The sequence below is a fragment of the Dysgonomonas hofstadii genome (assembly GCF_014196915.1).
GTDB classification, from domain to species: domain Bacteria; phylum Bacteroidota; class Bacteroidia; order Bacteroidales; family Dysgonomonadaceae; genus Dysgonomonas; species Dysgonomonas hofstadii.
This window is the reverse complement of record NZ_JACIEP010000001.1, coordinates 524,806-551,313: the sequence shown is the minus strand read 5'-3', so window position 1 is coordinate 551,313 and position 26,508 is coordinate 524,806. Positions and strand designations below refer to the sequence as shown.

The window sequence follows — 26,508 nt, the reverse complement described above, 5'->3', positions numbered from 1 at the left end:
ATTCAAAGTGTTAATGTTACAGTTTTTAGGAAATATAGAAGCTAAGATCGACGCAAAAGCAAGGATTTTTGTGCCGGCTGCTTTTCGTAAGATCCTGCAATCTGCCGACCAGAACACTTTGATTCTCAGAAAAGACATTTTCCAAAATTGCCTCGTACTCTACCCACTACAAGTTTGGGAAGAAGAAGTGGCAAAACTACGCTCACGGTTAAACAGATGGGACAGAGAACAGCAGGCTCTCTTCAGGCAATTCGTTGTAGATGCCGAACGGCTCGAAATGGATACCAATGGCCGCATACTCATCCCAAAACGCTATTGTCAGATGGCAGGAATATCCTCTGAAGTCCGGTTCCTTGGTGTCGACAACACCATCGAGATATGGACAAACAACACTCTGGAGCAAACGCTTATTCCCGCCGATGATTTCAGCAGCCGCATACAGGCTCTTATGAACAACAATACACAAAACGACTGATCGATTATGGAACTGGTATATCATACACCTGTACTACTCAAAGAAAGTGTAGACGGAATGAATATCCGTCCCGACAGCATCTGTGTAGATGTGACATTCGGAGGAGGAGGCCATTCACGCGAAATATTATCAAGACTAGACTGGAGAGGTCATCTATACGGCTTCGACCAGGATGAAGACGCCATAAACAATATACAACCGGACGAACGGTTTACTTTTATCCGCAGCAACTTCCGTTTCCTGAAAAACTTCATTAAGTATCACGGTGAAGAAGAAGTAGACGCTATACTTGCCGATCTGGGTGTATCATCTCATCACTTCGATGCGGAAGACAGAGGGTTTTCTTTCCGCTTCGAAGACAGTGACCTTGACATGCGCATGAACCGGCAGTCAAAAAAGACAGCAGCACTCATCCTGAATACATATACAGAAGAGCAATTGGCCAACGTATTTTATCTTTATGGAGAACTAAAGCAATCGAGACGGATCGCTTCCATAATAATAAAAACAAGGAAAGAAAAGCCATACAAGAAAACCATCGATTTGCTGAATACCCTTAATTCATTCGTAGGAAGAGGTGAGAAAGAGAAGAAAGTACTGGCACAGGCATTTCAGGCACTTCGCATAGAAGTGAATGAAGAAATGGGAACACTGAAAGAAATGCTGGGACAGGGATTGGATATACTAAAACCGGGTGGACGATTTGTTGTTATCACCTACCATTCATTAGAAGACCGTTTGGTCAAGAACTTCTTTAAGACAGGAAATTTCGAGGGAAAGGTAGATAAAGACATCTTCGGAAACTTCGAAACGCCGTTTAAACTGGTGAACAACAAGGTAATTATACCTTCGCCCGAGGAACAGGATAAGAATCCCCGTTCGCGAAGCGCAAAACTAAGGATAGCAGAAAAGATTTAAGCATAAGACAATGAAGGCTAAAGACATTAAAAAGAAAATCATGTACATTCTGGGTGGAACAGTCCTCACAGAAGATTTCTTTTGGAAGAACGCACGCTTCTTCATCACTGTTTTCATCATCATTGTTCTTTATATCAGCAACAGATACAGCTGTATCGAAAAAATGGCCACAATAGAGAGATTGCAACGTGAACTCAAAGATGCAAAATATGAATCACTCACCATCTCGGCAAAACTTATGGGTGTGAGCCGCGAAGCAAAAGTAGAAGAACTGGTTCAGAAGAACGGCGTGGATATAAGTCTGACTGAAGAACCTACATATAAGATCAAAAAATAACAGAAGATGGCAAAGAAGTCGGAAGGAAATATGAAGAACATAGCAGTCAGCCGCTACGGTTGGCTTGTATTCATATTATCCCTGGTGTTTATTGCTGTTATCGTTTGCATCTTCAAAATAAAATATGCAGAAGGATCTCAATGGAGAGAACTCGGAAAACAGGAAACTGTAAAAAAGGACAGGGAAATACGCCCTAACAGGGGGAACATCTATGCCGATGATAACCGCCTGTTAGCGACCAGTGAACCTCTGTATGGCGTATACATGGACTTCATGGCCGACGGGATAAGGAAAGATACACTGATGAAATATGTGACACCTCTTTCCCAGGCACTGGCAAAGAAATTCCCGGACAGGAATGCAGCCCAATACAAAAGAGTGATACTCGACGGATGGGATCTGAGCCGCAAGGAACTGGCAGACATAAAACGCAATAAAGAGAACGGATCGAACAAGAAAGTAAAAGTCCGTAGCCGTTACATCCGCATCATACGCCCCGACATAAACTATGTCGACCTGAAAGAGTTATACACATATCCTTTCTTCAATCAGCCAAGCAACAGAAGCGGATTATTCACCGAAGAAAAAACAATGCGACTGAAACCTTTCGGACGTCTTGCCGGTCGCACAGTCGGGTCTATTTTCAAAGACTTTCAATCGGGAGGTGCCAGTGGACTGGAAATGAAATACGATTCCATACTGAAGGGAGTACCCGGACTCAAAACCCGTCAAAAGGTACAAGGACGATGGATCGATATTGTTTTGGAAGAACCAACCGATGGACTGGATATAAAAACAACCCTGAATGTAGATATTCAAGACCTGGCTGAACGTGCTCTTTACGCTAAACTGGCGGAAACAAAAGCCGAATCGGGTGTTGCCATCGTTATGGAAGTGGCTACAGGAGAAATAAAAGCGATTACCAATCTCGACAGGGTATCGGAAGGTGTGTATGCTGAGGGTAATCCGAATGCGTTTTCTTACATGTCGGAACCGGGATCGACCTTCAAGACTGTTTCTTTGATGGTTGCTCTCGAAGACGGAGTAGTCACTCCCAATGATTCCATCCATGCCGGAAACGGATTATTTGAATATAAAGGACGCGTAGTGCGTGACCACGACTGGCGCAAAGGATCTAACAGAGGTTATGTTACCGTATCGAGAGGAATGTACTCTTCTTTGAATACAGTTATTGCAAAGATGATTCTGAAAGGATATGAAAACGATCCTCAAAAATATGTGCAACACATACACGATCTGGGCATAACCAAGAAAATAGAATGGGACGTTCCACTGAAAGGAAAAGAAGGTACTTCCGTAATACGCTTTCCAAATGACAAAGGGAACCCATGGTCAAAAACCACATTACCCTGGATGTCTTTCGGTTATGAAACACAGATTCCACCCATCTATATGCTGATGTTCTACAACGGCATTGCCAATAACGGAAAAATGATCAAACCGTTCCTGACAAAAGCATTTATGAAAGACGGGAAAATAGAGGAAGAGTTTGAAACCGAAGTTATCAACCCATCCTTGTGCTCCGAGAAAACTTTAAACGAAGTCAGGGATATATTAAGAGGAGTTGTTACAGACGGAACTGGTAAAGCCGTAGAATCTAAACTATTTCCCATTGCCGGAAAAACAGGAACAGCCATGATCGCCGCAAGAGGCGGCTATGAAGGTTATTATGTGTCTTTCTGTGGATATTTTCCTTCTGACAATCCTAAATATACCTGCTTTGTAGGCATCCGCAGGCCACAGGGATCACCATCGGGAGGGCTTATGCCGGGCGCAGTATTCAAGAATATAGCAGAGGGCATCTATACCCGGAATCTGGTAGCTACGCCAGTGCAAGCGCCAAAAGATACAATTAATCCACTGACTCCGGCTGTAAAGAGCGGTTCGTCGAAAAACACACAACTGGTACTAAAAAAACTGGGACAATCATTCTCTCCAATGGGAGATATGGAATGGATGAAAGCAAAAAGCGACTCGTTATCCAATGATATTGTTCTTGAAAATAATACGACAGTAAAACAAGGACTAGTTCCGAATGTTATAGGTATGGGAGCACGTGATGCCATTTACCTTCTCGAAAATGAGGGCTTAAGAGTGAACCTTGTGGGTTCAGGGAGAGTAAGAAAACAATCGATTCAGACTGGAAGCCGCATTGTGAAAGGTTCAACCATTACAATTGAATTAAACTAAAAAGATACAGATATGAGATTACAGGATTTACTTAGAGGAGTTGATGTAATAGAAATAAAGGGAGACGAGAATGCAGAAGTAACCGGTATCTTTACCGATTCGCGCAAGGCAACAGCCGGATCAGCGTTTATTGCACTAAAAGGAGTTCAGGTAGACGGACACCAATATATAAATAATGCCCTTGATTTGGGTGCAAAAATAGTAGTACACCAGGAAAAAATTGACACGTCAAAAGATGGCATTATATATGTAAAAGTAACCGACAGCGCCGACACAGCCGGAAAAATGGCTACACACTGGTATGGCGATCCATCTGCAAAGTTGAAATTAGTGGGAGTGACAGGAACAAACGGAAAAACAACAACCGCTACCCTACTCTACGAAATGTTCCGCAAACTGGGATATAAGGCCGGACTACTTTCCACGGTAGCCAACTATATTGATGGAAAAGCTTATCATGCCACGCATACGACACCAGATCCTATTTCCCTGAACGAGATGTTAGCTAAAATGGTAGACGCAGGTTGTGATTATGCTTTTATGGAAGTCAGTTCACACGCCATTCACCAAAAACGTATCAGTGGATTGAAGTTTGAAGGAGGGATATTTACCAACATCACACAAGACCATCTTGATTATCATGGCACTATGGCCGAATATCTGAAAGCGAAGAAAGCCTTCTTCGATAATCTGCCCGAAACAGCATTCGCCCTTACCAATACAGATGATAAGAACGGCGAAGTAATGCTCCAAAACACCAAAGCAAACAAACATACCTATTCCGTACGGGCATTGGCCGATTTCAAAGCAAAGATCATCGAAAAACATTTCGATGGAACAGCTATCGAAATAAACGGGAAGGAACTTCAAGTTCAATTTGTGGGTGTATTCAATGTATATAACCTGCTGGCAGTGTATGGTACAACAATGTTATTAGGACAGGATTCTGATCAGGCATTACTTATACTCAGCACATTAAAACCTGTAGCAGGACGTTTCGAAACGATACGTTCTTCCGAAAACGTAACGGCTATTGTAGATTATGCACATACCCCCGACGCCCTTACCAATGTATTGGAAGCTATCCATGAAGTGCTGGATGGTAATGGCCGGGTGATCACTGTCGTAGGCTGTGGAGGAAACAGGGATAAGACCAAACGTCCTATAATGGCGCGTGAAGCCGTAAGATTAAGTGATCAGGTGATACTTACTTCCGATAATCCACGCTGGGAAGAACCTCAGGCCATTATCAACGATATGGCCGACGGACTGAACGCCCAGCAACTTAAAAAAGCATTGTTGATTGTGGAACGGGAACAAGCTATAAAAACGGCCTGTACTCTGGCCAGGGAGGGAGATGTAATCCTCATAGCTGGTAAGGGACACGAAGACTATCAGGATGTAAAAGGCGTAAAACATCATTTTGATGACCGCGAAGTAGTCAGAAATATTTTTGGAGAATAATTGTAAAACAGAGCTTATATAATGTTATATTATCTTTTCGATTTTTTAGACCAGTTGGATTTCCCTGGCGCAGGAATGTTCAGATACATCTCATTCAGAGCAGCAGTAGCCCTGATACTCTCACTTATTGTATCAACCGTTATCGGAAGACGAATAATTGATAAACTTCAAAAACTTCAGATCGGGGAAATTGTCCGCAATCTCGGACTTGAGGGACAGCTGAGCAAGAAAGGAACTCCCACCATGGGAGGGATTATTATCATAATCGCCATCCTTGTTCCAGTATTACTTCTTGCTCGCTTAGATAATATATATATAATACTGATGCTCATTACAACCATTTGGCTGGGAACACTTGGTTTTCTCGATGACTATATCAAAGTATTCAAAAAAGACAAAGAAGGACTTCATGGCAAGTTTAAAATAATAGCCCAGATAGGCCTGGGACTAATAGTAGGACTAACAATCTATTTCAGCCCCGATGTCATCATCAGGGAAAATGTGGAATACAGGAATCAGGATAATGTTATCGAACATGTAAGCTACATAGAAGAAGGAGTAAAATCTACCCAGACTACAATTCCTTTTGTAAAAAACAATAATCTCGATTATGAAAGCCTGGTCTCCTTTATGGGCGATTACGCCGAACCGGCTGCATGGATATTGTTCGTTCTGGTAGTTATATTTATTGTAACAGCCGTATCTAACGGGGCAAACCTCACCGACGGGCTCGATGGACTGGCTGCAGGAAGCTCCGCTATTATAGGAGTCACACTGGGAATACTAGCCTATGTATCGGGGCATATTGGCTTTGCATCGTACCTCAACATTATGTTTATACCGGGTAGTCAGGAGCTGGTGATATTTGCCGCCGCATTTATCGGGGCCACAGTAGGCTTCTTATGGTATAATGCCTTCCCTGCGCAGGTATTTATGGGAGATACAGGGAGTCTTACCCTTGGGGGCATCATCGGAGTATTTGCAGTTATTATACATAAGGAATTATTGTTACCTATACTTTGCGGAATCTTCTTTGTGGAAAGCATTTCGGTAATGATACAAGTATTCTATTTCAAGTTTACAAAGAAAAAATATGGAGAAGGGCGGCGCATTTTTAAGATGACTCCGCTTCACCATCATTTCCAAAAAGCCGGAAATGCGGGTATACAGGCAAGGTTTCAAAGACCAATAGCACCTATACCCGAATCTAAAATAGTCGTACGTTTCTGGTTGATAGGCATTATTTTAGCTGTACTTACATTGGCAACATTAAAAATGCGATAAAATATATCATTTCAAGATTTCAGGTTTCAAAATTCCAAGATTAGTTTTGTCTCCAATATTGAAACCTGAAATTTTGAAATTTTGAAATATAAATTATGAACAAGATAATCATATTAGGTGGAGGCGAAAGCGGTGTAGGATCGGCAATCCTTGCACAAGCCAAAGGATTTGATGTATTTCTGTCAGATAATGGCATATTGCAGGAAAAGTATAAAACCGAACTGAACCGATATAATATTCCTTTCGAGGAAGGCGGACATACTGAAGACCTTATTCTGGCTGCTTCAGAAATTATTAAAAGTCCGGGAATTCCTAATTACACGCCACTTGTTCAAGAAGCTACGGAAAAAGGCATACCTGTTTTATCAGAAATGGAATTCGCCAAACGATATACCACCGCCAAAATGATCTGTATAACAGGAAGCAATGGAAAGACCACTACTACCAGCCTGATATACCACATCCTGAAATCAGCAGGACTCAATGTAGGGCTTGGGGGAAATATAGGACGTAGCTTTGCACGCCAGGTAGCTGAAGATAATTTCGATTATTTTGTATTGGAACTAAGCAGTTTTCAACTGGAAAATATGTATTCTTTCAAAGCGGATATAGCTATTCTGTTGAATATTACTCCCGACCATCTGGACAGGTATGACCACGATATGCAGAAATATGTGGATGCAAAGATGCGCATCGCACAAAACCAAACCGAAGAGGATGCCCTCATTTTCTGGGAGGAAGATCCTATCGTGAGCAAAGAAATCAAAAAGCTGATTTCTTCAGGAAAACAATACACTTTTGCTGAATTTAAAACAGGAGATGCTTCGGCATATACTATGGACAGCAAAATAATTATAAACACCCCTAAATCTATGTTTGTTATGGAACAGGATTTACTGGCTTTAGAGGGAATTCATAATCTGTATAATTCCCTGGCATCGGGTATCGCCGCCAAATTATTGGATATTACAGATGAAAATCTCCGCCAATCACTCAGTGATTTCCAGGGAGTGGAGCATCGTTTAGAAAAGGTGGCCAAAGTAAGAGGCATCCAATTCATTAACGACTCGAAGGCCACTAATGTAAACTCATGCTGGTACGCCCTTCAAAGCATGAAGACAAAGGTCATCCTCATACTGGGGGGAACTGACAAAGGAAATGATTACACCGAAATAGAGCAACTGGTGAAAGAGAAAGCACGGGCTCTTGTGTTTCTCGGTGTGGACAATACTAAATTACATAAATTCTTTGACGGAAAAGTAGAAAAGATAGAAGATACATCTTCTATGGAAGATGCTGTACAAAAATCTTATGCCCTGGCCGAAGAAGGAGATACCGTTCTGTTATCGCCTTGTTGTGCCAGCTTCGATCTTTTCCGGAATTATGAGGACAGGGGCAAGCAGTTTAAAGAATGTGTCAGAAAGTTATAATTTCAAGATTTCAGGTTTCAAAATTGTAAGATTAATCTTGAAATTTTGAAACCTGAAATCTTGAAATCTTGAAATAAAAAAATTATGGAATTCAATTTTTTAGGACGGGCATTCAAAGGAGACAAAGTCATATGGTGCATTTTCATCGCATTATGTATCATTTCTTTGCTTGAGGTTTTCAGTGCAACCAGTACAATCGCATACCGCCAGCACAACCACTGGTCGCCGATTCTACGACATGGAGCATTCCTTCTCATCGGTTTCTTTGTTGTTATGTTCCTGCAAAGAATTCCCAGCCGTTTCTTCTCTGTACTTTTATTAGGTCTCCCTGTTTCGGCTCTCCTCCTTGTCATTACAATGTTTATGGGTGAAGATGTAAACGGTGCCCAACGCTGGCTGGGAATAGGAGCCTTTACAATACAGCCATCAGAATTTGCCAAAATATCAGCCATCGGCTTTGTCGCCTTCTTTTTGAGTAAAATGAAACCGGAGAACGAAAACTGGATATTCAATACCCTCATTATAGGAGTTGGTTTATTATGCCTGTTGATAGCTCCCGAAAACTTGTCTACGGCATGTCTTCTCTTTGGCGTTTGTTTCCTGATGATGTTTATAGGGCAAGTAAAAATAAAGAAATTGGGGATGATCGCATTGATCGGCATTTCCGGCATTCTTTTATTGCTTGGAAGTCTGGCTATAGTACCCGATGACATTGCAAAAGAATATTTGCCCGATCGTCTGGCTACATGGAAGAACCGTATCGAACGGCACTCGAATGAAGGTCAGGTAGCTGTTACCGACCTGAACGAAGACGGCACTCTGGCCTATAAAATAACCGATGAAAACTATCAGGTATCCCATGCCAAGATAGCAATAGCCAACGGAGGAGTCATTGGATTACCCGGAAGTGGGACAGAACGTGATTTTCTTCCACAGGCGTATTCGGATTTCATATTTGCCATTATCCTGGAAGAAATGGGACTTTTGGGTGGATTATTTGTTTTATTACTGTATGTTGCCTTGATGGTCAGGTGTGGAGTCTTAGCTTCGAAATGTGAGAAGAAATTCCCTCGTTATCTGATTCTGGGTGCAGGCCTCATACTCACGATACAAGCTCTTGCAAATATGGCGGTGGCAGTCAATCTGATTCCTGTTACAGGACAGCCTTTGCCACTGGTAAGCCGCGGAGGAACATCAACCATAATTACATGTGCCTATTTTGGAATCATACTGGCTTGTTCCTCAAAACTAAATGATGCAGAACACGAAGACGTGGACGAAAGCATTGCGAATGTGGATTTCGAGTCATTCGACTCAATGGAAAAGAATTTAGAAGGATGAAAGAGTTAAGAGTGATTATCAGTGGAGGTGGGACAGGCGGACATATTTTCCCTGCGATTGCGATTGCAAATAACATAAAAGAGCGTTATCCTAACTCTACCATTCTGTTTGTTGGAGCAGAAGGGCGTATGGAAATGGAGAAAGTACCCGCAGCAGGATACGAGATTATCGGACTTGAAGTAGCCGGGCTGAACAGGAAAAATATTTTCAAAAATTTTTCCACTATACTAAAATTCCGGAGAAGTCTGAAAAAAGCAAGGCAGATAATAAATGACTTTAAACCTCAGGTGGCTATAGGAGTAGGCGGATATGCCAGTGGTCCTATCTTATATCAAGCCAACAAAATGAAAATTCCGACACTTATACAAGAGCAGAATTCCTATGCGGGTGTTACAAATAAATTTTTAGGGAAGAAAGCATCTACCGTCTGTGTGGCCTATGAGGGTATGGAAAGGTTTTTTCCTAAAGACAAAATTGTTATAACAGGAAACCCCTACCGTAAAGAACTGCTTTCTCCATCTCTGACAAAGGAAGATGCCTATAAAGAATTCGATCTCGATCCTGACAAGAAAACAATATTATTAATAGGCGGCAGCTTAGGTTCCCGGACTCTCAACAAAAGTATATTTTCAGGAATAGATGCCATTGCTCAGTCCGACATCCAGTTGATCTGGCAATGTGGAAAACTTTATTCTTTCGAGCTGAATCTCGATCTTGCCAGCAAAGGGAATCCTGACAATGTGCATATGTACGAATTCATAAGCAGGATGGATCTGGCATATACTGCCGCCGATCTGGTGATCTCAAGAGCAGGAGCAAGTTCTATCACCGAACTTAGCCTGTTGGGAAAAGCAACCATTCTGGTTCCTTCACCCAATGTATCGGAAGATCATCAGACAAAAAATGCTATGGCTTTAGTAAACAATGAGGCGGCTATACTTATCAAAGACTCTGAAGCCATGGAAAAACTGATACCGACTGTATTGGAAACTATTAATAGCAACCAAAAATTGAATCTTCTTTCAGAGAATATACTTAAACTGGCTCATCCCGGCTCTACCGATATGATTGTGGACGAAGTCATCAAACTTGTGAAATAAAAAATGAATAATATACAATCGATATATTTTATAGGAATCGGCGGAATCGGAATGAGTAACCTTGCACGCTATTTTATGTCGAAAGCAATAAAAGTAGCCGGATATGACCGTACCGAAACAGAACTCACAAAAGCCCTGGTAAAAGAAGGTGCGGAGATTCATTATAACGACGATATAAACCTTATTCCCGAATATTGTAAAAATCAAAGTAGTACATTGATTGTATACACTCCGGCCGTACCTATGGATAACGAAGAAGTGAGATATTTTCATAAGAACGGCTTCTCTATACAGAAACGTGCACAGGTTTTAGGTACGATCACCAAAGCAAGTAAAGCGCTTTGCTGTGCTGGTACGCATGGTAAGACCACCACATCGAGCATGCTGGCCCATATACTGAAACAATCACATCTTGATACAAGTGCTTTCTTGGGCGGAATCCTTAAAAATTACGGAAGCAACCTGATGCTTTCCGAAAAGAGCGAATATACCGTTATTGAAGCCGATGAATATGACCGTTCTTTTCATTGGCTGCATCCGTATATGGCATTAGTCACATCTGTCGATCCCGATCATCTGGATATTTACGGAACTGAAGAAGAATATGTGAGAAGTTTCGAACATTTTACCAGCCTGATACAACCAGGAGGGGCTTTAATAATGAAAAACAATATAAAGCTTTCGCCCAAAACCGGAAAAGAAGTTCGTATTTACACCTATTCTATTGACAAAGGTGATTTTCATGCCAGAAATATAAAAATAGGAAACGGAGAAATCCGCTTCGATTTTGTTACTCCTGCCGAAACCATAGAAAATATACAACTCGGTGTACCTGTAAAGATTAATATTGAAAACAGCGTGGGGTCAATGGCCATTGCCTGGTTGAATGGTGTTACGGCTGATGAGCTACGTCATGCCATATCCACTTTCCAGGGAGCAAAACGCCGCTTCGACTTCCTTCTGAAAACAAACAGGATAGTGATGATCGACGATTATGCGCATCATCCCGAAGAACTGGCAGCCAGTATTACCTCTGTTAAAGAATTATATCCGGACAAAAAAGTAACAGGTATTTTCCAACCACATCTATATACAAGAACAAGAGATTTTGCATCTGAATTTGCTAAGAGCTTGTCTTTACTGGACGAACTGATCTTGTTAGACATTTATCCTGCGAGAGAAAAACCAATAGAAGGAGTTACTTCAAAAATCATATTTGATGATATTACCTGTCCAAAGACATTATGTGATAAAGAAGAGCTTCTTCCCTTACTGAAAAATAAAAACGACATTGAAGTTTTATTGACCATCGGTGCAGGAGACATCGACCAGCTATTAATGCCGATAAAAGAAATTCTGGAGGAAAAATTATGAAAAAAGCATTAGTCATAACCGGAATATGCCTGTTGGCAGGCTATTTAATATTTGCAGCTATCTATTTTCAGGAAAAGCCGAAAGACGGATTATGCACAGGCTTTGAAGTTGAAGTTCAGAACAATTCCTCGTCCGATCAGTTTGTGGAGACAAAAGATATTGAAGCTTTCATAAAAGAAAAAGGTTTGAATCCCACAGGAAAACAACTCAAAGACATAAACACCAACGCTATAGAAGAAGCGATATTGACCAATCAGTTGGTAAAAAAGGCCAGCGTTTTCATAACCAACAATAATACAATTAAGGCTTCCATAGAGGAGCGCAAGCCTATATTAAGAATTATTAGCAATACCGGAGAAAATTATTATATAGACAACGATGGTAACAGAATGCCGCTTTCGAAGCGCTTTACAGCCTATCTGCCCATAGCCACAGGTACAATAAAAGAGGACTTTGCAAAGTCGGAATTATATAAATTTGCACTATTTTTGTATGATAACGAGTTTTGGAATGCGCAGATAGAGCAAATTATCGTGCTTCCAAATAAGGATATCAAGCTTATTCCACGTGTGGGAGATCACGAGATCATACTTGGAGGCTTATCCGGATATAAAGAGAAACTCGACAAACTGTTTGCATTCTATAAAAACGGACTGAATGAAACAGGTTGGAATAAATATTCGGCCATAAATTTAAAATTTGACAAACAAGTTGTTTGTACAAGACGTTAATTAGATTAGTATACCGATCAATTGATCAAATTGACCGGTTAAAAGGTAAAAACATATGGAACAATCAGGGTTTATAGTAGGTATCGACCTGGGTACATCGAAAATAGTCGGAGTACTTGGCCGCAAAAATGAACAGGGTGTGATCTCCATACTGGCATCGGAAAGCGTTCCCTCCGACTCGGCCGTAAAGTATGGTGTAATCTATAATATAGATGAAGTTGCAGGCAAAATTAAAAAGCTGATCAGCTTGCTTGAAAATAAAACGGGGAAGAAAATTGGTAAAGCCTATGTCTCTGTTGCCGGAAAGTCGCTTCGGGCAATAGAGCATAAAGAAGTGAAACTTCTGGACGGAATGACGCCTATCACCTTTGCCGTACTGGATGGGATGGAACAACAGGCTAAACTAAACAAACCCGATTTTTATACCAATTACAGTGTCCTTGCCCCCGAATATTACCTGGATGGCAAATACGAAGAGGATCCTATTGACAAGGTAGCATCTTCTATCGAAGGACATTACCGTTTGGTAATAGGCCGTCCGAACATAAAGACGAACCTGATAAAAAGCATAACAGACAAAGTCGGAATAGAAATAGCAGGTTTCATAGTTGGACCTGTAGCGGCAGGGGCATTAGTACTTGACGAACACGACAGGCAGGCCGGTTGTGCACTTGTCGATTTTGGAGCAGGCACCACTACCCTGTCAATTTACAAAGGAGGTTTACTCCGCTATATGACTGTTATTCCTTTTGGCGGACGCACAATCACGAAGGATGTACAGGAATTAGGCTTCATTTTCGATTCGGCCGAAACGTATAAAATCCGTTACGGAAAACTGGGCAAAGATAAAAACAGATCGAGCGGCGAAATAGCTCCGGAGGTTGACCTGAGAGAATTAAACAAGGTAATCCAACTTCGTGAAGACGAAATCATACTGAACGTAATTAATCAGATAAAAGAATCGGGGTACGGTGACCAGCTCGATGCAGGAATTATCATTATGGGGGGAGCATCTCAGATAAACGGCCTCGTAGATCATCTGGCCGAAAAATCCCAGATGTCAGTCAAACGTGCCGTAGCGAAACGCGTTTACATAAACAATGCGGCCGAACTCCTACAGAATCCGCTTTATACACAAGCATTGAGCCTCCTTCTTTTCGCAAATGAAAACTGTGAGAAAAAAGAAATTCCGGTGGCAGAGCCTACTCCTGTGGTAAATACAACTGTCACTCAGGCTCCCCCTGTAATAGAGGAGGAAGAGGAACAACCAAAGAAGTCAAAAAAAGAAAAGAAACAAAAAGATGGAAAGCAAACTTCCCTTTTCGGGTTCTTTGAAAAAATACAGAACTTCGGAGGAACAATGTTCAATGATGAAGAGTAAAAGCATACAATTAAAAAGCAACAAACAAAGCCTATAACAATATGGATGACAAGATATTAGATTTTCAGTTTCCCAGAAAAACGCAGACCATTATTAAAGTAATCGGTGTAGGCGGTGGTGGCGGAAACGCAGTCAATCATATGTATAACGAAGGCATACACGATGTATCTTTCGCATTATGTAATACCGACAATCAGGCTCTCTGCCAATCGCCAGTAGAGACACGTGTCCAGTTAGGACGTAAAACGACAGAGGGTCTTGGAGCCGGCAACCGCCCCGAAGTAGCACAAGCGGCTGCTGAAGAGAGCAAAGAAGACCTGGAACGCCTGCTTAGCGACGGCACCAGAATGGTATTCATCACTGCAGGTATGGGAGGTGGAACAGGAACGGGTGCCGCACCTGTAGTTGCCCGCATTGCCAAAGACCTGGGTATACTCACTGTAGGTATCGTTACCATTCCATTCGTTTTTGAAGGACGAAAAAAGATCATACAGGCACTGAAAGGTGTGGAGAATATAGCTAAGAATGTAGATGCCCTGCTTGTTATCAATAATGAGCGCCTGATCGACATTTATGCAGACCTGACAATCCCAAATGCCTTTGCAAAAGCTGATGATACTCTGACTATCGCAGCTAAAGGTATCGCTGAGATCATCACAGTGCATGGCCATATCAATCTCGACTTCGCCGATGTGAAAACCATTCTTAAAGATGGTGGGGTAGCCATTATGAGTAGTGGATATGGTGAAGGTGAAAACCGTGTAGAAGATGCGATTGTAAATGCACTGCATTCTCCATTGCTGAATAATAATGATGTATTCGACGCGAAGAAGATACTCTTCAATATCTATTCCAGCGAAGAGAACCCTCTTATTGTGGAAGAAATGGAAGCTGTTGCCAATTTTATGAAACGCTTTGGCCCTGAAATAGAAGTAATCTGGGGAACTGCAACCGATAAGAAACTGGAAGAGAAAGTGAAGATAACGCTTCTGGCCACAGGATTCGGCATGTCAAGTATTCCGGGTATCGACGAGCATTACCGTGAACTTTCGGAAGAGGAAGAAGCCGAAGAGGAAGAACGCATCCGCCATGAGGAGGAAGAAAAACGCCGTATCAATGAAATGATCGAGAAGCATTACGGTAAAGACGGTGTGCAGACAATGGCCGTAAGGACTTCATTCTTTAGTCCTAAGCCGACTATCCTTTCTGCCGAAGAACTGGATAACGACCGCATTATAGACGCACTGGAAAATACACCTGTATTTAAACGTGACGAGAAGTTCAATCCGAGTGAATATCGCCCGGAAGCAAAAAAACAGGGCGACCTGTTCAACGACTAAAACAACAACTAAACACAATATATTATTATGAACTTATTTGATAAAGTAAGCGAAGACATAAAAGACGCAATGCGTGCCAAGGACAAAGTGAGACTGGAAGCTCTGCGCGGGATAAAAAAAGAATTCCTTGAAGCAAAAACAGCAAAGGGAGCAAACGATGAATTGTCTGATGATACAGCTATCCTCATTTTGCAGAAGATGGTGAAACAGCGCAAAGACAGCGCCGATATATATAAAACCCAGGGGCGCGAAGACTTGGCCGGAGACGAACTGGCACAAGTTGCCGTACTGGAAGAATACCTGCCTAAACAGCTTTCTCAAGAAGAACTGGATGCGAAACTCACTGAAATTATCGCTCAGGTTGGAGCAACATCTCCTGCCGATATGGGTAAAGTAATGGGGGTTGCCACTAAAGCTCTGGCCGGAGTTGCCGCAGGAAAGGCTATTTCAGAAACGGTAAAGAAGTTGCTTAGTAATTAGTAAGTAATTGCACTCAGATATAATTGAACAGGAGCATTCGTCAAATGCTCCTGTTTTTTATTAAATCGGAATATCATCCTTTTCCCTCTTTTTAGGAACTTCATTCTCTGTAAATAGCACTTCTTCTATTTTCTCCTCAGGCATCCCTGCTTTGAGTAATTTGTTCTTTAAGTCTAATTTACGGAAAATCATATTTTCCAGTTTATGATTCACCCCCAGTAACAATGAGACCTCAACACGTTTGTACCCCGAATAATAAAGCATGAAGAGTAATAGTTCCTTTTCCTTGAGTGACGAAAGAACAGCTTCGCCATAAGGTTGTTTCTGAAAAAAGTCTCTCGCCTGAACAATCATTTGCTTATTTGTGTTTTGCCTGAAATTCTCTATCATCAGTCTCATTCTTGTATACAATTCAGGCTCTTCTGTCGCACCGAATTCGATAGCGAGTTTCTTGACTTCCTTATCTATAGCAACCCATTCGTTGACAATACTTCTGTATATACTCTGCATATACACCATATTATCAGCCTGTTGCTCTACCATCTGATTTTGAGTTTGCAACTGTACTTTCAGTAACCTGTTCCGTTCTGCCTGATACCGGTTTTTCTGTTTCTGCTGCACATTTTTAAATACAACAATAACTATAATTAACAAGGCAACCCCAGCAATACTAGCCATATAGGTGTGGTGGCGCATTGCTGCATTATCCTGCTCCTTCTCCATTAAAGCCAGGTTATATCTATGCTGAGCTTCTGCTAGTTCTGTGGCATTCTTAGCTTTATAAACTTCCGTTGTAGTATCTTCATAAAGTTTACGATAAGGCAAAGCCTGTTTAAAATCTCCAACTTTTTCGTAATAGTCAGAGATAGCCTTATAGCTAGTTCGCAATGTATAGAGATACGTTATCTTTGGTAATTCTTTTATTAAAAGATTGGAGTAATATCTTGCTGAGTCTAATTGGTTCATATCATTATAAGAAAGAAGTAAACTCAAATTTACCCTTCCTGCTTCTTCTTTATTCGAATTATTATAATATGCCTGATGAAAAAAGGGTATTGCTATATCATACTCACCATGTGTGTAATAAATTAATCCCCGTAAATAAGTAAATGTCGTAATAAAATCAATGGCATTATTCTGTTTCGCCAGTTGCATCCCTTTATCATAATAATAAAGAGCCTGCTCTTTTTCTTTTTTTGAATTATATGTAATCAATAAGAGTCTTATTACCTCTAATTTATTAATATCAATATGCTCTTCCTTTTCATAACAATTTAAAGCCTGCTCTAAATTAAGAATCGCTTCATTATACATCTCTTTTTCATAATATATATTCCCTACACTATGCAAGCTCTTTGCTATCAGAAGATTATCATCTGTTTTTTGAGCATAATATACTGTAAGTAAACTATTTTCGAGTTCTTTGGGTGAATTTTCATTTTCATAATAGTAACTTCCGGTATAATAACTAGCAAGTGCACACATATATGGATTGTTGTTGTTTTCAACAAAATATCGTTGAGCCTGAAGAATAAGCGAGTCGTTGTGAATATCCTGATAATTTTTATATTTAGCCTGTGTTTTAATTACAATATACTGCATATAATGCTCCTTATTCAGATTTTCAGGAGATGGTATAGAATCCAATAAAGTTAATGCTTCAGCGGAATTATTCTCTGCTAATTCTAAGGCTTGTTTTAATAGAACAACAGACCGGCTATCCCGGTCGCAGGAATATAAAATTATAAATATAAATAATACAAAAACAAACTTTTTCATGCCCAGTTCTAGTATTTTCCCTTGTGTAAGTCGTTGTAGTTAACAGGAGGCCGGTTTTCCCCCGGCCTCCTGTAGTTATGTTTAGTCTAATTTGAGAGCCTAATGAATTACAAATTTACCATATTTATTTATACTTCCTGCCGAATTTTTAACCGTAATAGTGTATGAGCCAGGGATCAAGCCTGATACATCTATTGTCAGATTGTTTGTTTGTGATGTATTAATAGTCCTGGTGCAATATACCACTCCATTCTCATCTTTTATTACGATTTCAGTACTACCTATGTTTTGTGTAAAGGTGAAGTCGATATTCATATCCTCCGTCAGTTCTGCAGTAAATAATGCGAGTCTTAAACTACGAGGTTTAACGGCGCCGCCGCCAGTGTCATTTCCTCCATCTCCCTCTTTGTCAAAAAAGTCTATATCATCCGCATAGACCGTTGTAGCCATACAGGCAAACATCATTATAAATAAAAACAGTTTATTTTTCATCATTTAAATTTTATATAAAAGTTAATATTACCGCTGCTTCCCATTTAATGTACCCGGCAACGAAATAGTTTTGTGAGCTAAAAAGGTTAAATATAACAAATCCTCCATTCAAGGGCCACCTCTTGTTAAAGCCATAATCTTAATATGTTAAAGGTTAGTATAAAAAAATTATTGATAAGCCAAGAAGATAAGCCTCAGTACAGAGGAGTGTAATTATGCACCTCTTTCCGGGCTTATGAGGTCATTTACATTAATTGCCTTACGTTTTTCAATGGTAAATATAAGTATATATTTTCAAAATATACAATATATTTTTTAAAGTTTTAAATTCTTATTTTTTTCATTTCTACATCTTTTTTTAGCTTTCTATATCCTTAATCTCGCTAAAAACAACTATATTTGCGCGCAATAAATTTCAAAAGCTCTTTAATATATGTCTTTTATTGCAGATAAAGTAGTCATGGATGGATTGACATTCGACGATGTATTGTTGATCCCCGCTTATTCAGAAGTTCTCCCACGCGAAGTCGATCTCTCGACAAATTTCTCACGCAACATCAAGTTAAACATTCCGTTTGTATCTGCCGCTATGGATACAGTTACCGAAGCTAAACTGGCAATTGCCATTGCCCGTGAAGGCGGAATCGGAGTTATTCACAAAAACATGCCTATAGAGGCGCAAGCGCAACAGGTGAGATCGGTAAAACGAGCCGAAAACGGTATGATATCAAACCCTGTGAGCATCTTACGAAACAAAACCGTAGGACAGGCACTGGCAATGATGGCCGAATACAAGATCGGAGGTATACCTGTAGTCGACGAAAACAACTATCTGGTAGGTATTGTCACGAACAGGGACCTGCGTTTCCGCCGCGACATGAGCCAGCTGATAGATGATGTGATGACCAAAGAAAATATTATCACCACTCAGCAAACAACAGACCTTGAAGCAGCAGCCGACATATTGCAGCATCATAAGATAGAAAAACTGCCAGTGATAGACCACGATAATAAACTTATCGGCCTTATCACGTATAAAGACATAACTAAAGCAAAAGACAAACCATTCGCCTGCAAAGATGAAAAAGGCCGCTTGCGCGTAGCCGCCGGAGTCGGGGTGACTTATGACACCCTTGAACGTGTAGACGCTCTGGTTAAAGCCGGAGTAGACGCCATAGTCATCGATACGGCCCACGGACACTCGAAAGGAGTGGTAGAAATGCTTAAGAAAGTAAAAACGGCTTATCCTAATATCGACATTGTTGTAGGTAATATTGCCACAGGCGAAGCAGCGAAGTATCTGGTGGATGCAGGAGCTGATGCGGTGAAGGTAGGTATTGGCCCGGGCTCAATTTGTACTACACGAGTTGTGGCAGGCATAGGGGTACCACAATTATCGGCAATTTACGATGTAGCCAAAACACTGAAAGGGACAGGGGTTCCATTGATCGCCGACGGAGGATTACGCTATTCGGGAGATATAGTAAAAGCCCTGGCTGCCGGAGGATATTCTGTTATGATGGGCTCACTATTGGCAGGAGTAGAAGAGTCTCCCGGAGAAACCATTATCTTCAACGGACGTAAATTCAAGTCATACCGGGGCATGGGTTCATTGGAAGCAATGGAAAAAGGTTCGAAAGACCGTTACTTCCAGGATATGGAAGCAGACATCAAAAAGCTTGTTCCGGAAGGTATCGCAGCCCGTGTACCATTCAAAGGATCATTGTATGAGGTCGTTTACCAGATGACAGGTGGTCTCCGTGCCGGAATGGGTTACTGCGGAGCTCAAAATATAGGAGAGCTGCATAATGCCAAATTTACCCGCATCACCAATGCCGGAGTTGCCGAAAGCCATCCACATGATGTGGCTATTACAAGCGAAGCTCCGAATTATAGCAGAGGAGAATAAGTAACACACAAAGCATATAGCATGAACCCTGTGTATCAAAAAAATACACAGGGTTCTTCATTTTAGATTATTTTAAAATTTAGAAGCTTATATTTCTTGTATCTTTGTCCGGGATATATCTTAACTACTTAATAACATGCGCAGGAAACTTTTCTTTATAATAATTACACTACTAACTTCAACTACTGTCTTTTCTCAAAAAGACGACCCTGTTGTATTCAAGGTAAACGGGAAGCCGGTCTATTGGTCTGAGGTTAAGCAGGCTTACGATAAAGGTAATGAATATGCAGAAGAAAAAGAACCCATCGCTGATTTCATCAAGACATACGCCGATTATAAAAGCAACGTTGAAGAAGCCCGGGCACAGGGTATAGACACAACATACATATACAAGAGATCATACGAATCATTCAAAAACCAAATTGCAGATGCATATATGATCAGGGATACTGTCTATGAATCCCAGTATGTGAAGAAAATATACGGACGCATACTGGAAAATGTAGAAGTAAACCATATACTTATTCCTTTCGCCAATGAATTGGTACTACCGGCCGATACGGTAGAAATATACCGAAAATCCCTAGAGGTAAGGAATAAAATTATAAAAGACGGATTTAACCTCGAAGAATTCAGATCTCCCAGAATCACTCCATTTATGGCTAAGACAGAGGATCACAACGGATATCTGGGATGGGTTACCACTTTTATGCTCCCTTTCGAAGTAGAAAATGCATTGTATTCGCTCCCGATAAAAGAAATAAGCCAGCCTATAAGGTCTCACAGAGGTTATCACATAGTGCAGGTATTGGACAGGCGTCCGGCAACAGGCTCGGCCGAGGTGGAACAAGTCATGTTCAACTTCCCCAAAATTCCCCCTACAGATCACCAGATAGACAGTGTAAAAGCGGTGGCAGAAAGAGAGTATAACAACATCCGTTCCTCAGCTGATTTCACTCTGCTATGTGAAGAATTTTCCAAGGTTCATCAGACAGGTGATCAAGGGTGTTATTTCGGTATCATCGGGCTGGATTCACCCTTGTACCCCGATTTTAAAACAGCCGCGTTCAATCTCGAAAAACCGGGTGACATAAGCAAGCCTGCCTTAAGTAATTATGGTTACCACATATTAAGGTTGCTCCGTAAAATCCCGGTTCCCGAATTTGGTAAACTAAAGAATCAACTAAAAGAAAAGATAATCAAGAGTGACAAGGCACAGGAACTAAGTGATGGCAGCCGTAAACAGATTATGGAAGGAATGCATGTGGAAATAAATAAAAAAGCATATGCCGAACTGGAAAATATTGCGGCATCGTTATCCCCCCGTGATTCGGTGTTCAATACCCTGATAAAAAACGGAAATGATATATTATTGAGTATAGACGGAAAAAGAAAATATCAGGTAAAAGAATTTGACAAATATATCAAAATGCGGCAAAAGCTTCTGGAATCAGACCCTAACGAACTACAGATGTTACGCGTCGAAGAAGCTACGCCATATAGCCTGTCGACAGATATACTGAAAGAATACCTTGATGCCTTTACTGTTTTTTTAGCCAAAGATTATGAAAAATCTATACTGGAAGAAAGAGTTCCTGCATTCAGGCAAGTAATGGATGAATATGCAGATGGTGTACTTTTGTTTGAAGTAAAAGACAAAAATATCTGGAAACGTGCCAAGGCCGACGAAGAGGGATTGAATAAATTTTTTCTGGAGAACAAGTCGAAATATACGCTGGATGGAGAAAAATATAAAGGCATGATCGTATATGCCAAAGATATAAAAAGTTTGACTGAAGCCCAAAACATGCTACAGAGTACAGACACTAGAGAAGTTTTTACAGACAAAATAAGGGGAAGTCTGAACAAAGACTCTGTAACAGTCACAATAGAGCCCGGATTATGGGAAAAAGGCACCAATCAGTATGTTGACTATAAAGTATTTAATGGAAGCGAGCCAAAAGTACAGAACAAGCGATTCCCTTATTATTTCGTTTCAGGCAGGCTGATAGATAAGCCCGAAGACTTTACTGATGTAAGGAGTACTGTTGAAGCCGATTATCAGGAAAAACTGGAAAATGATTGGAACGCATACATAAGGGGTAAATACATGATTGAGTTTAATAAACCGTTTATTAAGAATTTGAAATGAAATATCCATTAGTTCTTTTAATATCAGCACTCCTCTCCTCCATAATATTCTCATGTAAAAAGGGGACCGAGACTTCTGTAGATGAAAACAGTCCGGCCCTGGTATCGGTAAAAAATAAAACACTATATAAAGCCGACGTAGAAAAGATCATTCCTATTGGCTTTACCGGGGAGGATAGTATTATGGCTGCCCAATCATATATGGATATGTGGATACACGACCAGCTTATGTACGACAAAGCCGAACAAAACATTGTGAACAAAAACGATATAGAAAGCCTCGTCGAAGATTACAAAAAATCACTGATAGTCAACTCATATCAGGAACAACTCTTGAAAGAACATTTCTCCCGGGAGGTTTCCGGCGCACAATTAAAGGCTTATTATGAAGAAAATAAAGAGAAATTTAAGCTTGAAGAGAATATAATAAAAGGACTGTATCTGAAAATCCCATCCAACTCGAAGGAGCTTAATAATTTCATAAAATGGTATAAACAAGGAACAGATGCCGCAGTAGAGAACATAGAAAAAAACAGGTTACAAAATGCTGCCAGCTATGAATACTTTTACGACCAATGGGTGAGCTTTGATGCTATAATGGAAAATATTCCATCTATAATAGACAATAAAGAGCAATATCTGAGAGTTAATAAAAACATTGAAGTAAGAGATTCTCTTTTTGTTTACCTGTTAAATATTAAAGAATTTAAACTGGCCGGAGATCAGGCGCCTTTTGAATACATTAAAGGTGTACTTTCCGAAATATATCTGGAACAACGAAAGGCCGACTATCTGAAACAGGTAAGAAAAGACCTTTATGAAAAGGCTGTATCAGATAAAGAAATTAAGTTTTATAATAAATAGAATATAATCTCTTTTTTCACGTTAAGAGAAAAAAGTGATACATATAATCACTATATTTACGCGATTTTTAATTAAACATATAACATGGTAAAACAAGCCGGAAGATTTATTTTATTGTTAGTATTATTAGGTTCAGGACTTTTTTGTAAAGCACAGGACAATATCATTGATCAAATAATATGGGTTGTAGGCGACGAAGCTATTCTGAAATCGGATGTAGAAAAAGCCCGTCTTATGCTACTTTCGCGAGGCGAACGTATCGAAGGCGATCCTTACTGCTTCATTCCCGAGCAGCTTGCTGTTCAGAAACTGTTTCTGGATCAGGCCAAGATAGACAGTGTCGATGTACCGGCATCAGAATTATCCAGAGGTGTCGCCAGTTATGAAAAGAGAGTAATAGCCAATCTCGGATCGAAAGAGAAGGCTGAAGAATATATGCAGGCCCCGATGAGCCAGCTCAGGGAAGAATGGAGGGAAGAAATCAGAAACGATTATCTGGTAACCGAAGCCAAAAAGAACATCGTGGGTAAGAAAACGTCATTAACACCGTCCGAGGTCAGAAGATATTATTCTCAACTGCCACAGGACAGCCTTCCTTATATACCAACGACAGTAGAAGTACAGATCATCACTATTGAGCCTATAATTCCTTTGACCGAAATAGACAAAGTAAAGGAGAGGCTGAGAGACTTCACCAATCGTATAAACGCCGGAGAGACCAGTTTCTCTTCTCTGGCAATCATGTATTCAGAAGACGGATCAGCCGCTAATGGCGGAGAAACCGGATTCAACGGACGTGGACAGTGGGTTCCGGAATTTGCAAGTATGGCGTTTTCGCTGAATGACCCTAAAAAAGTATCGAATATAGTTGAAACCGAATATGGATTTCACATCATTCAGTTAATAGAAAGAAGGGGCGATCTCATCAATGTGCGCCATATCCTTATGCGTCCGAAAGTACCTGCAGAAGAAATAGATAAAGCCATTAATCGGCTTGACACTATAGCTACATACATCAAAGAGAACAAGGTATCATTTGAGGAAGCAGCCGGAGGAATATCTACAGATAAAGATACCCGTCGCAACAATGGCTTGATGGTGAACCGTAAAGAAAGTTCAAACTACGGAACACCGAGATTTACAATGGAAGAACTTCCTGCCGAAGTGGGTAGAGTTGTAGATAAGATGAAAATAGGTGAAGTTTCCGCGCCATTCAAGATGATGCAAAACAACGGAAAAGAAGCAGTAGCAATAGTAAAGCTACGCTCCCGTACCGAAGGCCATGTGGCCAATGTGTCGGATGACTATCAGGCATTGAAAGAAATAGTGGAAGCCAAGAAAGAAGAAGAAGTTTTGAAAAAATGGCTGCAAAATAAGATAAAAGATACTTACATCAGAATAGAGGACAACTGGAAAAACTGTGACTTCCTGTATTCAGGGTGGGTGAAGGAATAAACAAGAATAATTGAATTGAAAATACATCTGTGTTAAGAAAAACAGTAAAATATCTGACACAAAGGCATAGAATCTCTCTGGTGAGTGTTCTGTGCCTCATTGCTCTATATGCGACAGCCCAATCGCTGACTTCTCCCCGGCTTGTTTTAGAAGAGCACCAGGTCCCCCAAAAACCACAGGACTCTATAAAAAAACAGACCAAACCGAAAGACAAAGGGGTAAAAGTTATAGAGATCATTAATTCAAACATTTTATTCCACCCTCAGAACGTTGATCATCAGATACTAAAAGACAGTGTTATCTTTTTTCATGATGGAGCTTATCTGTATTGCGACAGCGCGTACTGGAACGAAAATAACAATACATTCGAAGCATTCAGCAATGTACGCATGGAGCAGGGTGATACGTTATTCCTGAATGGCAGATACATGCATTACGACGGAAACACTAAATTGGTAAAGGTGCGGCGGGATGTGAGTCTTGAACATGTACCACAGGACAAGGGAAACATTGTTACCCTGTTTACTGACAGTCTCAACTATGATCGCAATATGAATCTGGGATATTATTTCGATGGAGGTATGCTTGTCGATTCACTGAACGAGCTGACCTCCTTTTGGGGACAGTATGAACCAAATCTGAATATGGCTACATTCCGCGACAGCGTAATACTGACAAATCCTAATTTTGTATTGTATTCCGATCAGTTAAAGTACGATACAGACCGGAAAATAGCCCTTATCTCAACTCCCACAACCATAGTATCCGACAGTGGTTACATATATACCAGTAATGGCTGGTACAATACCGAAAATGAAGAGTCTCTACTGCTAGACCAATCTACTGTGGTCAATAAAGAAGGGAACCGTTATCTCCGGGGAGATTCTATCTTCTATTATAAGGCACAAGGGTACGGAGAGGTGTTTGGCAATATGTACTTACAGGATACAGCCAAGCATGTTATTTTAAGAGGTCATTACGGTATCTATAACGAATTGGACGACTCAGCACTGGCTACCGATTCGGCGTTTGCAATCGAATATTCGCAAGGAGATAGTTTATATATTCATGCTGATACATTAAAGCTCATTACAATAGTTGACAGCACAAAGCTGAAACTAAATAAGATATTGGAACAACCGGCTGCCATAGAAGCACTGGAATTGACCGATTCTATAGGGACAGCATCTTTACCTTTGGATTCCATCGCACAAATAGCAGAAGAAGTTCAGACTCAATCGGAGGCAATAATAGCTGATATTACAGATGAAGAAGTAGTCATTCCGGGAGATTCTATAGAAAGTAAACCTCCTACCCTGCCAAAACCACAGGCCTCTGATACTGTACCCGAACGATTCCGCCTGATAAAAGCGTATTACGGAGTACGATTCTACCGGTCGGATATGCAAGGCGTATGCGATTCTTTGCAGTTCAGTTCACGGGATTCCATTCTGCACATGTATAAAGACCCGATACTGTGGAACACCAACAGGCAACTGACAGGTGACACTATAGACATTTACATGAATGACAGCACGATAGACCGCATGCATGTGAAACAATATAGTTTCTCTATAGAACAAAAGGACTCGATACACTTCAACCAGCTGAAAAGCCGCTCCTTGAAAATAAATTTTGAGAACAAGAAAGTCAACAGAGTATTAGCCGAAGGTAATGTAGAAACCATATCTTATCCTGAAGAGAAAGACGGCTCACTTAATTTGATACAAAACTGGCTGACCAGCAGTTATCTTGAGATATTTATGGAAGACGGGGCATTTTCTAAACTGGTAGCATGGCCTACTCCTGTAGCCAAAGCGACACCATTCAGCTTACTGCTGACTGATAAACTACGTCTTAGCGAATTCTATTGGTACGACTATCTGCGGCCTATTGATAAGGACGATATTTTCAGAAAAGTGGAAAAGAAAGCTGCGGACACCCGGCCTAAACGGTCTTCTGTCTTCGACAGGCCATTCGAAGAATTTTAAA

Annotated in this window: 21 protein-coding genes; 19 read left to right on the top strand and 2 right to left on the bottom strand. The window is 40.7% G+C overall.

The annotated features are described in order from the left end of the window. Positions 1-13 precede the first annotated feature (13 nt). The 14 genes from GGR21_RS01685 to GGR21_RS01620 all read left to right on the top strand — a co-directional run bounded on the left by GGR21_RS01685 (position 14) and on the right by GGR21_RS01620 (position 15,866). Positions 14-475, top strand: a complete 462-nt coding sequence (locus GGR21_RS01685) for a division/cell wall cluster transcriptional repressor MraZ (protein WP_183305399.1) — start codon at positions 14-16, stop codon at positions 473-475. Positions 476-481: 6 nt separating this feature from the next. Next, on the top strand, positions 482-1,393 hold the full coding sequence (rsmH, locus tag GGR21_RS01680) for a 16S rRNA (cytosine(1402)-N(4))-methyltransferase RsmH (RefSeq protein WP_183305398.1): 912 nt from the start codon (positions 482-484) through the stop codon (positions 1,391-1,393). Positions 1,394-1,403: 10 nt separating this feature from the next. Beyond that, on the top strand, positions 1,404-1,730 hold the full coding sequence (locus GGR21_RS01675; RefSeq protein WP_183305397.1) for an FtsL-like putative cell division protein: 327 nt from the start codon (positions 1,404-1,406) through the stop codon (positions 1,728-1,730). A 6-nt stretch (positions 1,731-1,736) separates the two neighbouring features. Further along, a complete protein-coding gene (locus GGR21_RS01670) occupies positions 1,737-3,941 on the top strand; it encodes a penicillin-binding protein (protein WP_183305396.1) in 2,205 nt (734 codons plus the stop codon). Between the two features lie 12 nt (positions 3,942-3,953). Beyond that, entirely contained in the window at positions 3,954-5,405 is a 1,452-nt protein-coding gene (locus GGR21_RS01665) for a UDP-N-acetylmuramoyl-L-alanyl-D-glutamate--2,6-diaminopimelate ligase (protein WP_183305395.1), read from the top strand. Positions 5,406-5,426: 21 nt separating this feature from the next. Next, on the top strand, positions 5,427-6,689 hold the full coding sequence (mraY, locus tag GGR21_RS01660; protein WP_183305394.1) for a phospho-N-acetylmuramoyl-pentapeptide-transferase: 1,263 nt from the start codon (positions 5,427-5,429) through the stop codon (positions 6,687-6,689). 95 nt (positions 6,690-6,784) lie between these two features. Further along, complete coding sequence (gene murD, locus GGR21_RS01655; protein WP_183305393.1) at positions 6,785-8,119, top strand: UDP-N-acetylmuramoyl-L-alanine--D-glutamate ligase; 1,335 nt, start codon at positions 6,785-6,787, stop codon at positions 8,117-8,119. A gap of 84 nt (positions 8,120-8,203) precedes the next feature. After that, positions 8,204-9,460 (top strand): FtsW/RodA/SpoVE family cell cycle protein, encoded by a 1,257-nt coding sequence (locus tag GGR21_RS01650; RefSeq protein ID WP_183305392.1) that lies wholly within the window; start codon positions 8,204-8,206, stop codon positions 9,458-9,460. Then, entirely contained in the window at positions 9,457-10,560 is a 1,104-nt protein-coding gene (murG, locus tag GGR21_RS01645) for an undecaprenyldiphospho-muramoylpentapeptide beta-N-acetylglucosaminyltransferase (RefSeq protein WP_183305391.1), read from the top strand. The genes GGR21_RS01650 and murG overlap by 4 nt, the downstream gene beginning before the upstream one ends. A 3-nt stretch (positions 10,561-10,563) precedes the next feature. Then, a complete protein-coding gene (gene murC, locus GGR21_RS01640) occupies positions 10,564-11,934 on the top strand; it encodes a UDP-N-acetylmuramate--L-alanine ligase (RefSeq protein WP_183305390.1) in 1,371 nt (456 codons plus the stop codon). After that, entirely contained in the window at positions 11,931-12,665 is a 735-nt protein-coding gene (locus GGR21_RS01635; protein ID WP_183305389.1) for a cell division protein FtsQ/DivIB, read from the top strand. The genes murC and GGR21_RS01635 overlap by 4 nt, the downstream gene beginning before the upstream one ends. Before the next feature lie 55 nt (positions 12,666-12,720). Further along, positions 12,721-14,046 (top strand): cell division protein FtsA, encoded by a 1,326-nt coding sequence (gene ftsA / locus GGR21_RS01630; protein ID WP_183305388.1) that lies wholly within the window; start codon positions 12,721-12,723, stop codon positions 14,044-14,046. Positions 14,047-14,087: 41 nt separating this feature from the next. Further along, entirely contained in the window at positions 14,088-15,386 is a 1,299-nt protein-coding gene (ftsZ, locus tag GGR21_RS01625; protein WP_183305387.1) for a cell division protein FtsZ, read from the top strand. A gap of 27 nt (positions 15,387-15,413) precedes the next feature. Next, positions 15,414-15,866, top strand: a complete 453-nt coding sequence (locus GGR21_RS01620; protein WP_183305386.1) for a GatB/YqeY domain-containing protein — start codon at positions 15,414-15,416, stop codon at positions 15,864-15,866. Between the two features lie 60 nt (positions 15,867-15,926). On the opposite strand, the gene GGR21_RS01615 is transcribed toward GGR21_RS01620, so the two are convergent. Both GGR21_RS01615 and GGR21_RS01610 read right to left on the bottom strand, forming a co-directional pair. Further along, positions 15,927-17,645, bottom strand: a complete 1,719-nt coding sequence (locus tag GGR21_RS01615; protein ID WP_183305385.1) for a tetratricopeptide repeat protein — start codon at positions 17,643-17,645, stop codon at positions 15,927-15,929. Positions 17,646-17,744: 99 nt separating this feature from the next. Further along, a complete protein-coding gene (locus GGR21_RS01610; RefSeq protein ID WP_183305384.1) occupies positions 17,745-18,140 on the bottom strand; it encodes a DUF3244 domain-containing protein in 396 nt (131 codons plus the stop codon). A gap of 430 nt (positions 18,141-18,570) precedes the next feature. Between GGR21_RS01610 and guaB the strand changes: the two genes are divergently transcribed. The 5 genes from guaB to GGR21_RS01585 all read left to right on the top strand — a co-directional run bounded on the left by guaB (position 18,571) and on the right by GGR21_RS01585 (position 26,507). After that, on the top strand, positions 18,571-20,046 hold the full coding sequence (gene guaB, locus GGR21_RS01605) for an IMP dehydrogenase (RefSeq protein ID WP_183305383.1): 1,476 nt from the start codon (positions 18,571-18,573) through the stop codon (positions 20,044-20,046). A gap of 136 nt (positions 20,047-20,182) precedes the next feature. After that, on the top strand, positions 20,183-22,198 hold the full coding sequence (locus GGR21_RS01600; protein ID WP_183305382.1) for a peptidylprolyl isomerase: 2,016 nt from the start codon (positions 20,183-20,185) through the stop codon (positions 22,196-22,198). Beyond that, on the top strand, positions 22,195-23,061 hold the full coding sequence (locus GGR21_RS01595; protein WP_183305381.1) for a peptidylprolyl isomerase: 867 nt from the start codon (positions 22,195-22,197) through the stop codon (positions 23,059-23,061). Before GGR21_RS01600 ends, GGR21_RS01595 begins: the two co-directional genes overlap by 4 nt. Before the next feature lie 84 nt (positions 23,062-23,145). Continuing rightward, complete coding sequence (locus tag GGR21_RS01590) at positions 23,146-24,516, top strand: peptidylprolyl isomerase (protein ID WP_183305380.1); 1,371 nt, start codon at positions 23,146-23,148, stop codon at positions 24,514-24,516. Positions 24,517-24,545: 29 nt separating this feature from the next. Continuing rightward, complete coding sequence (locus GGR21_RS01585; RefSeq protein WP_317169854.1) at positions 24,546-26,507, top strand: OstA-like protein; 1,962 nt, start codon at positions 24,546-24,548, stop codon at positions 26,505-26,507. Position 26,508 lies beyond the last annotated feature (1 nt).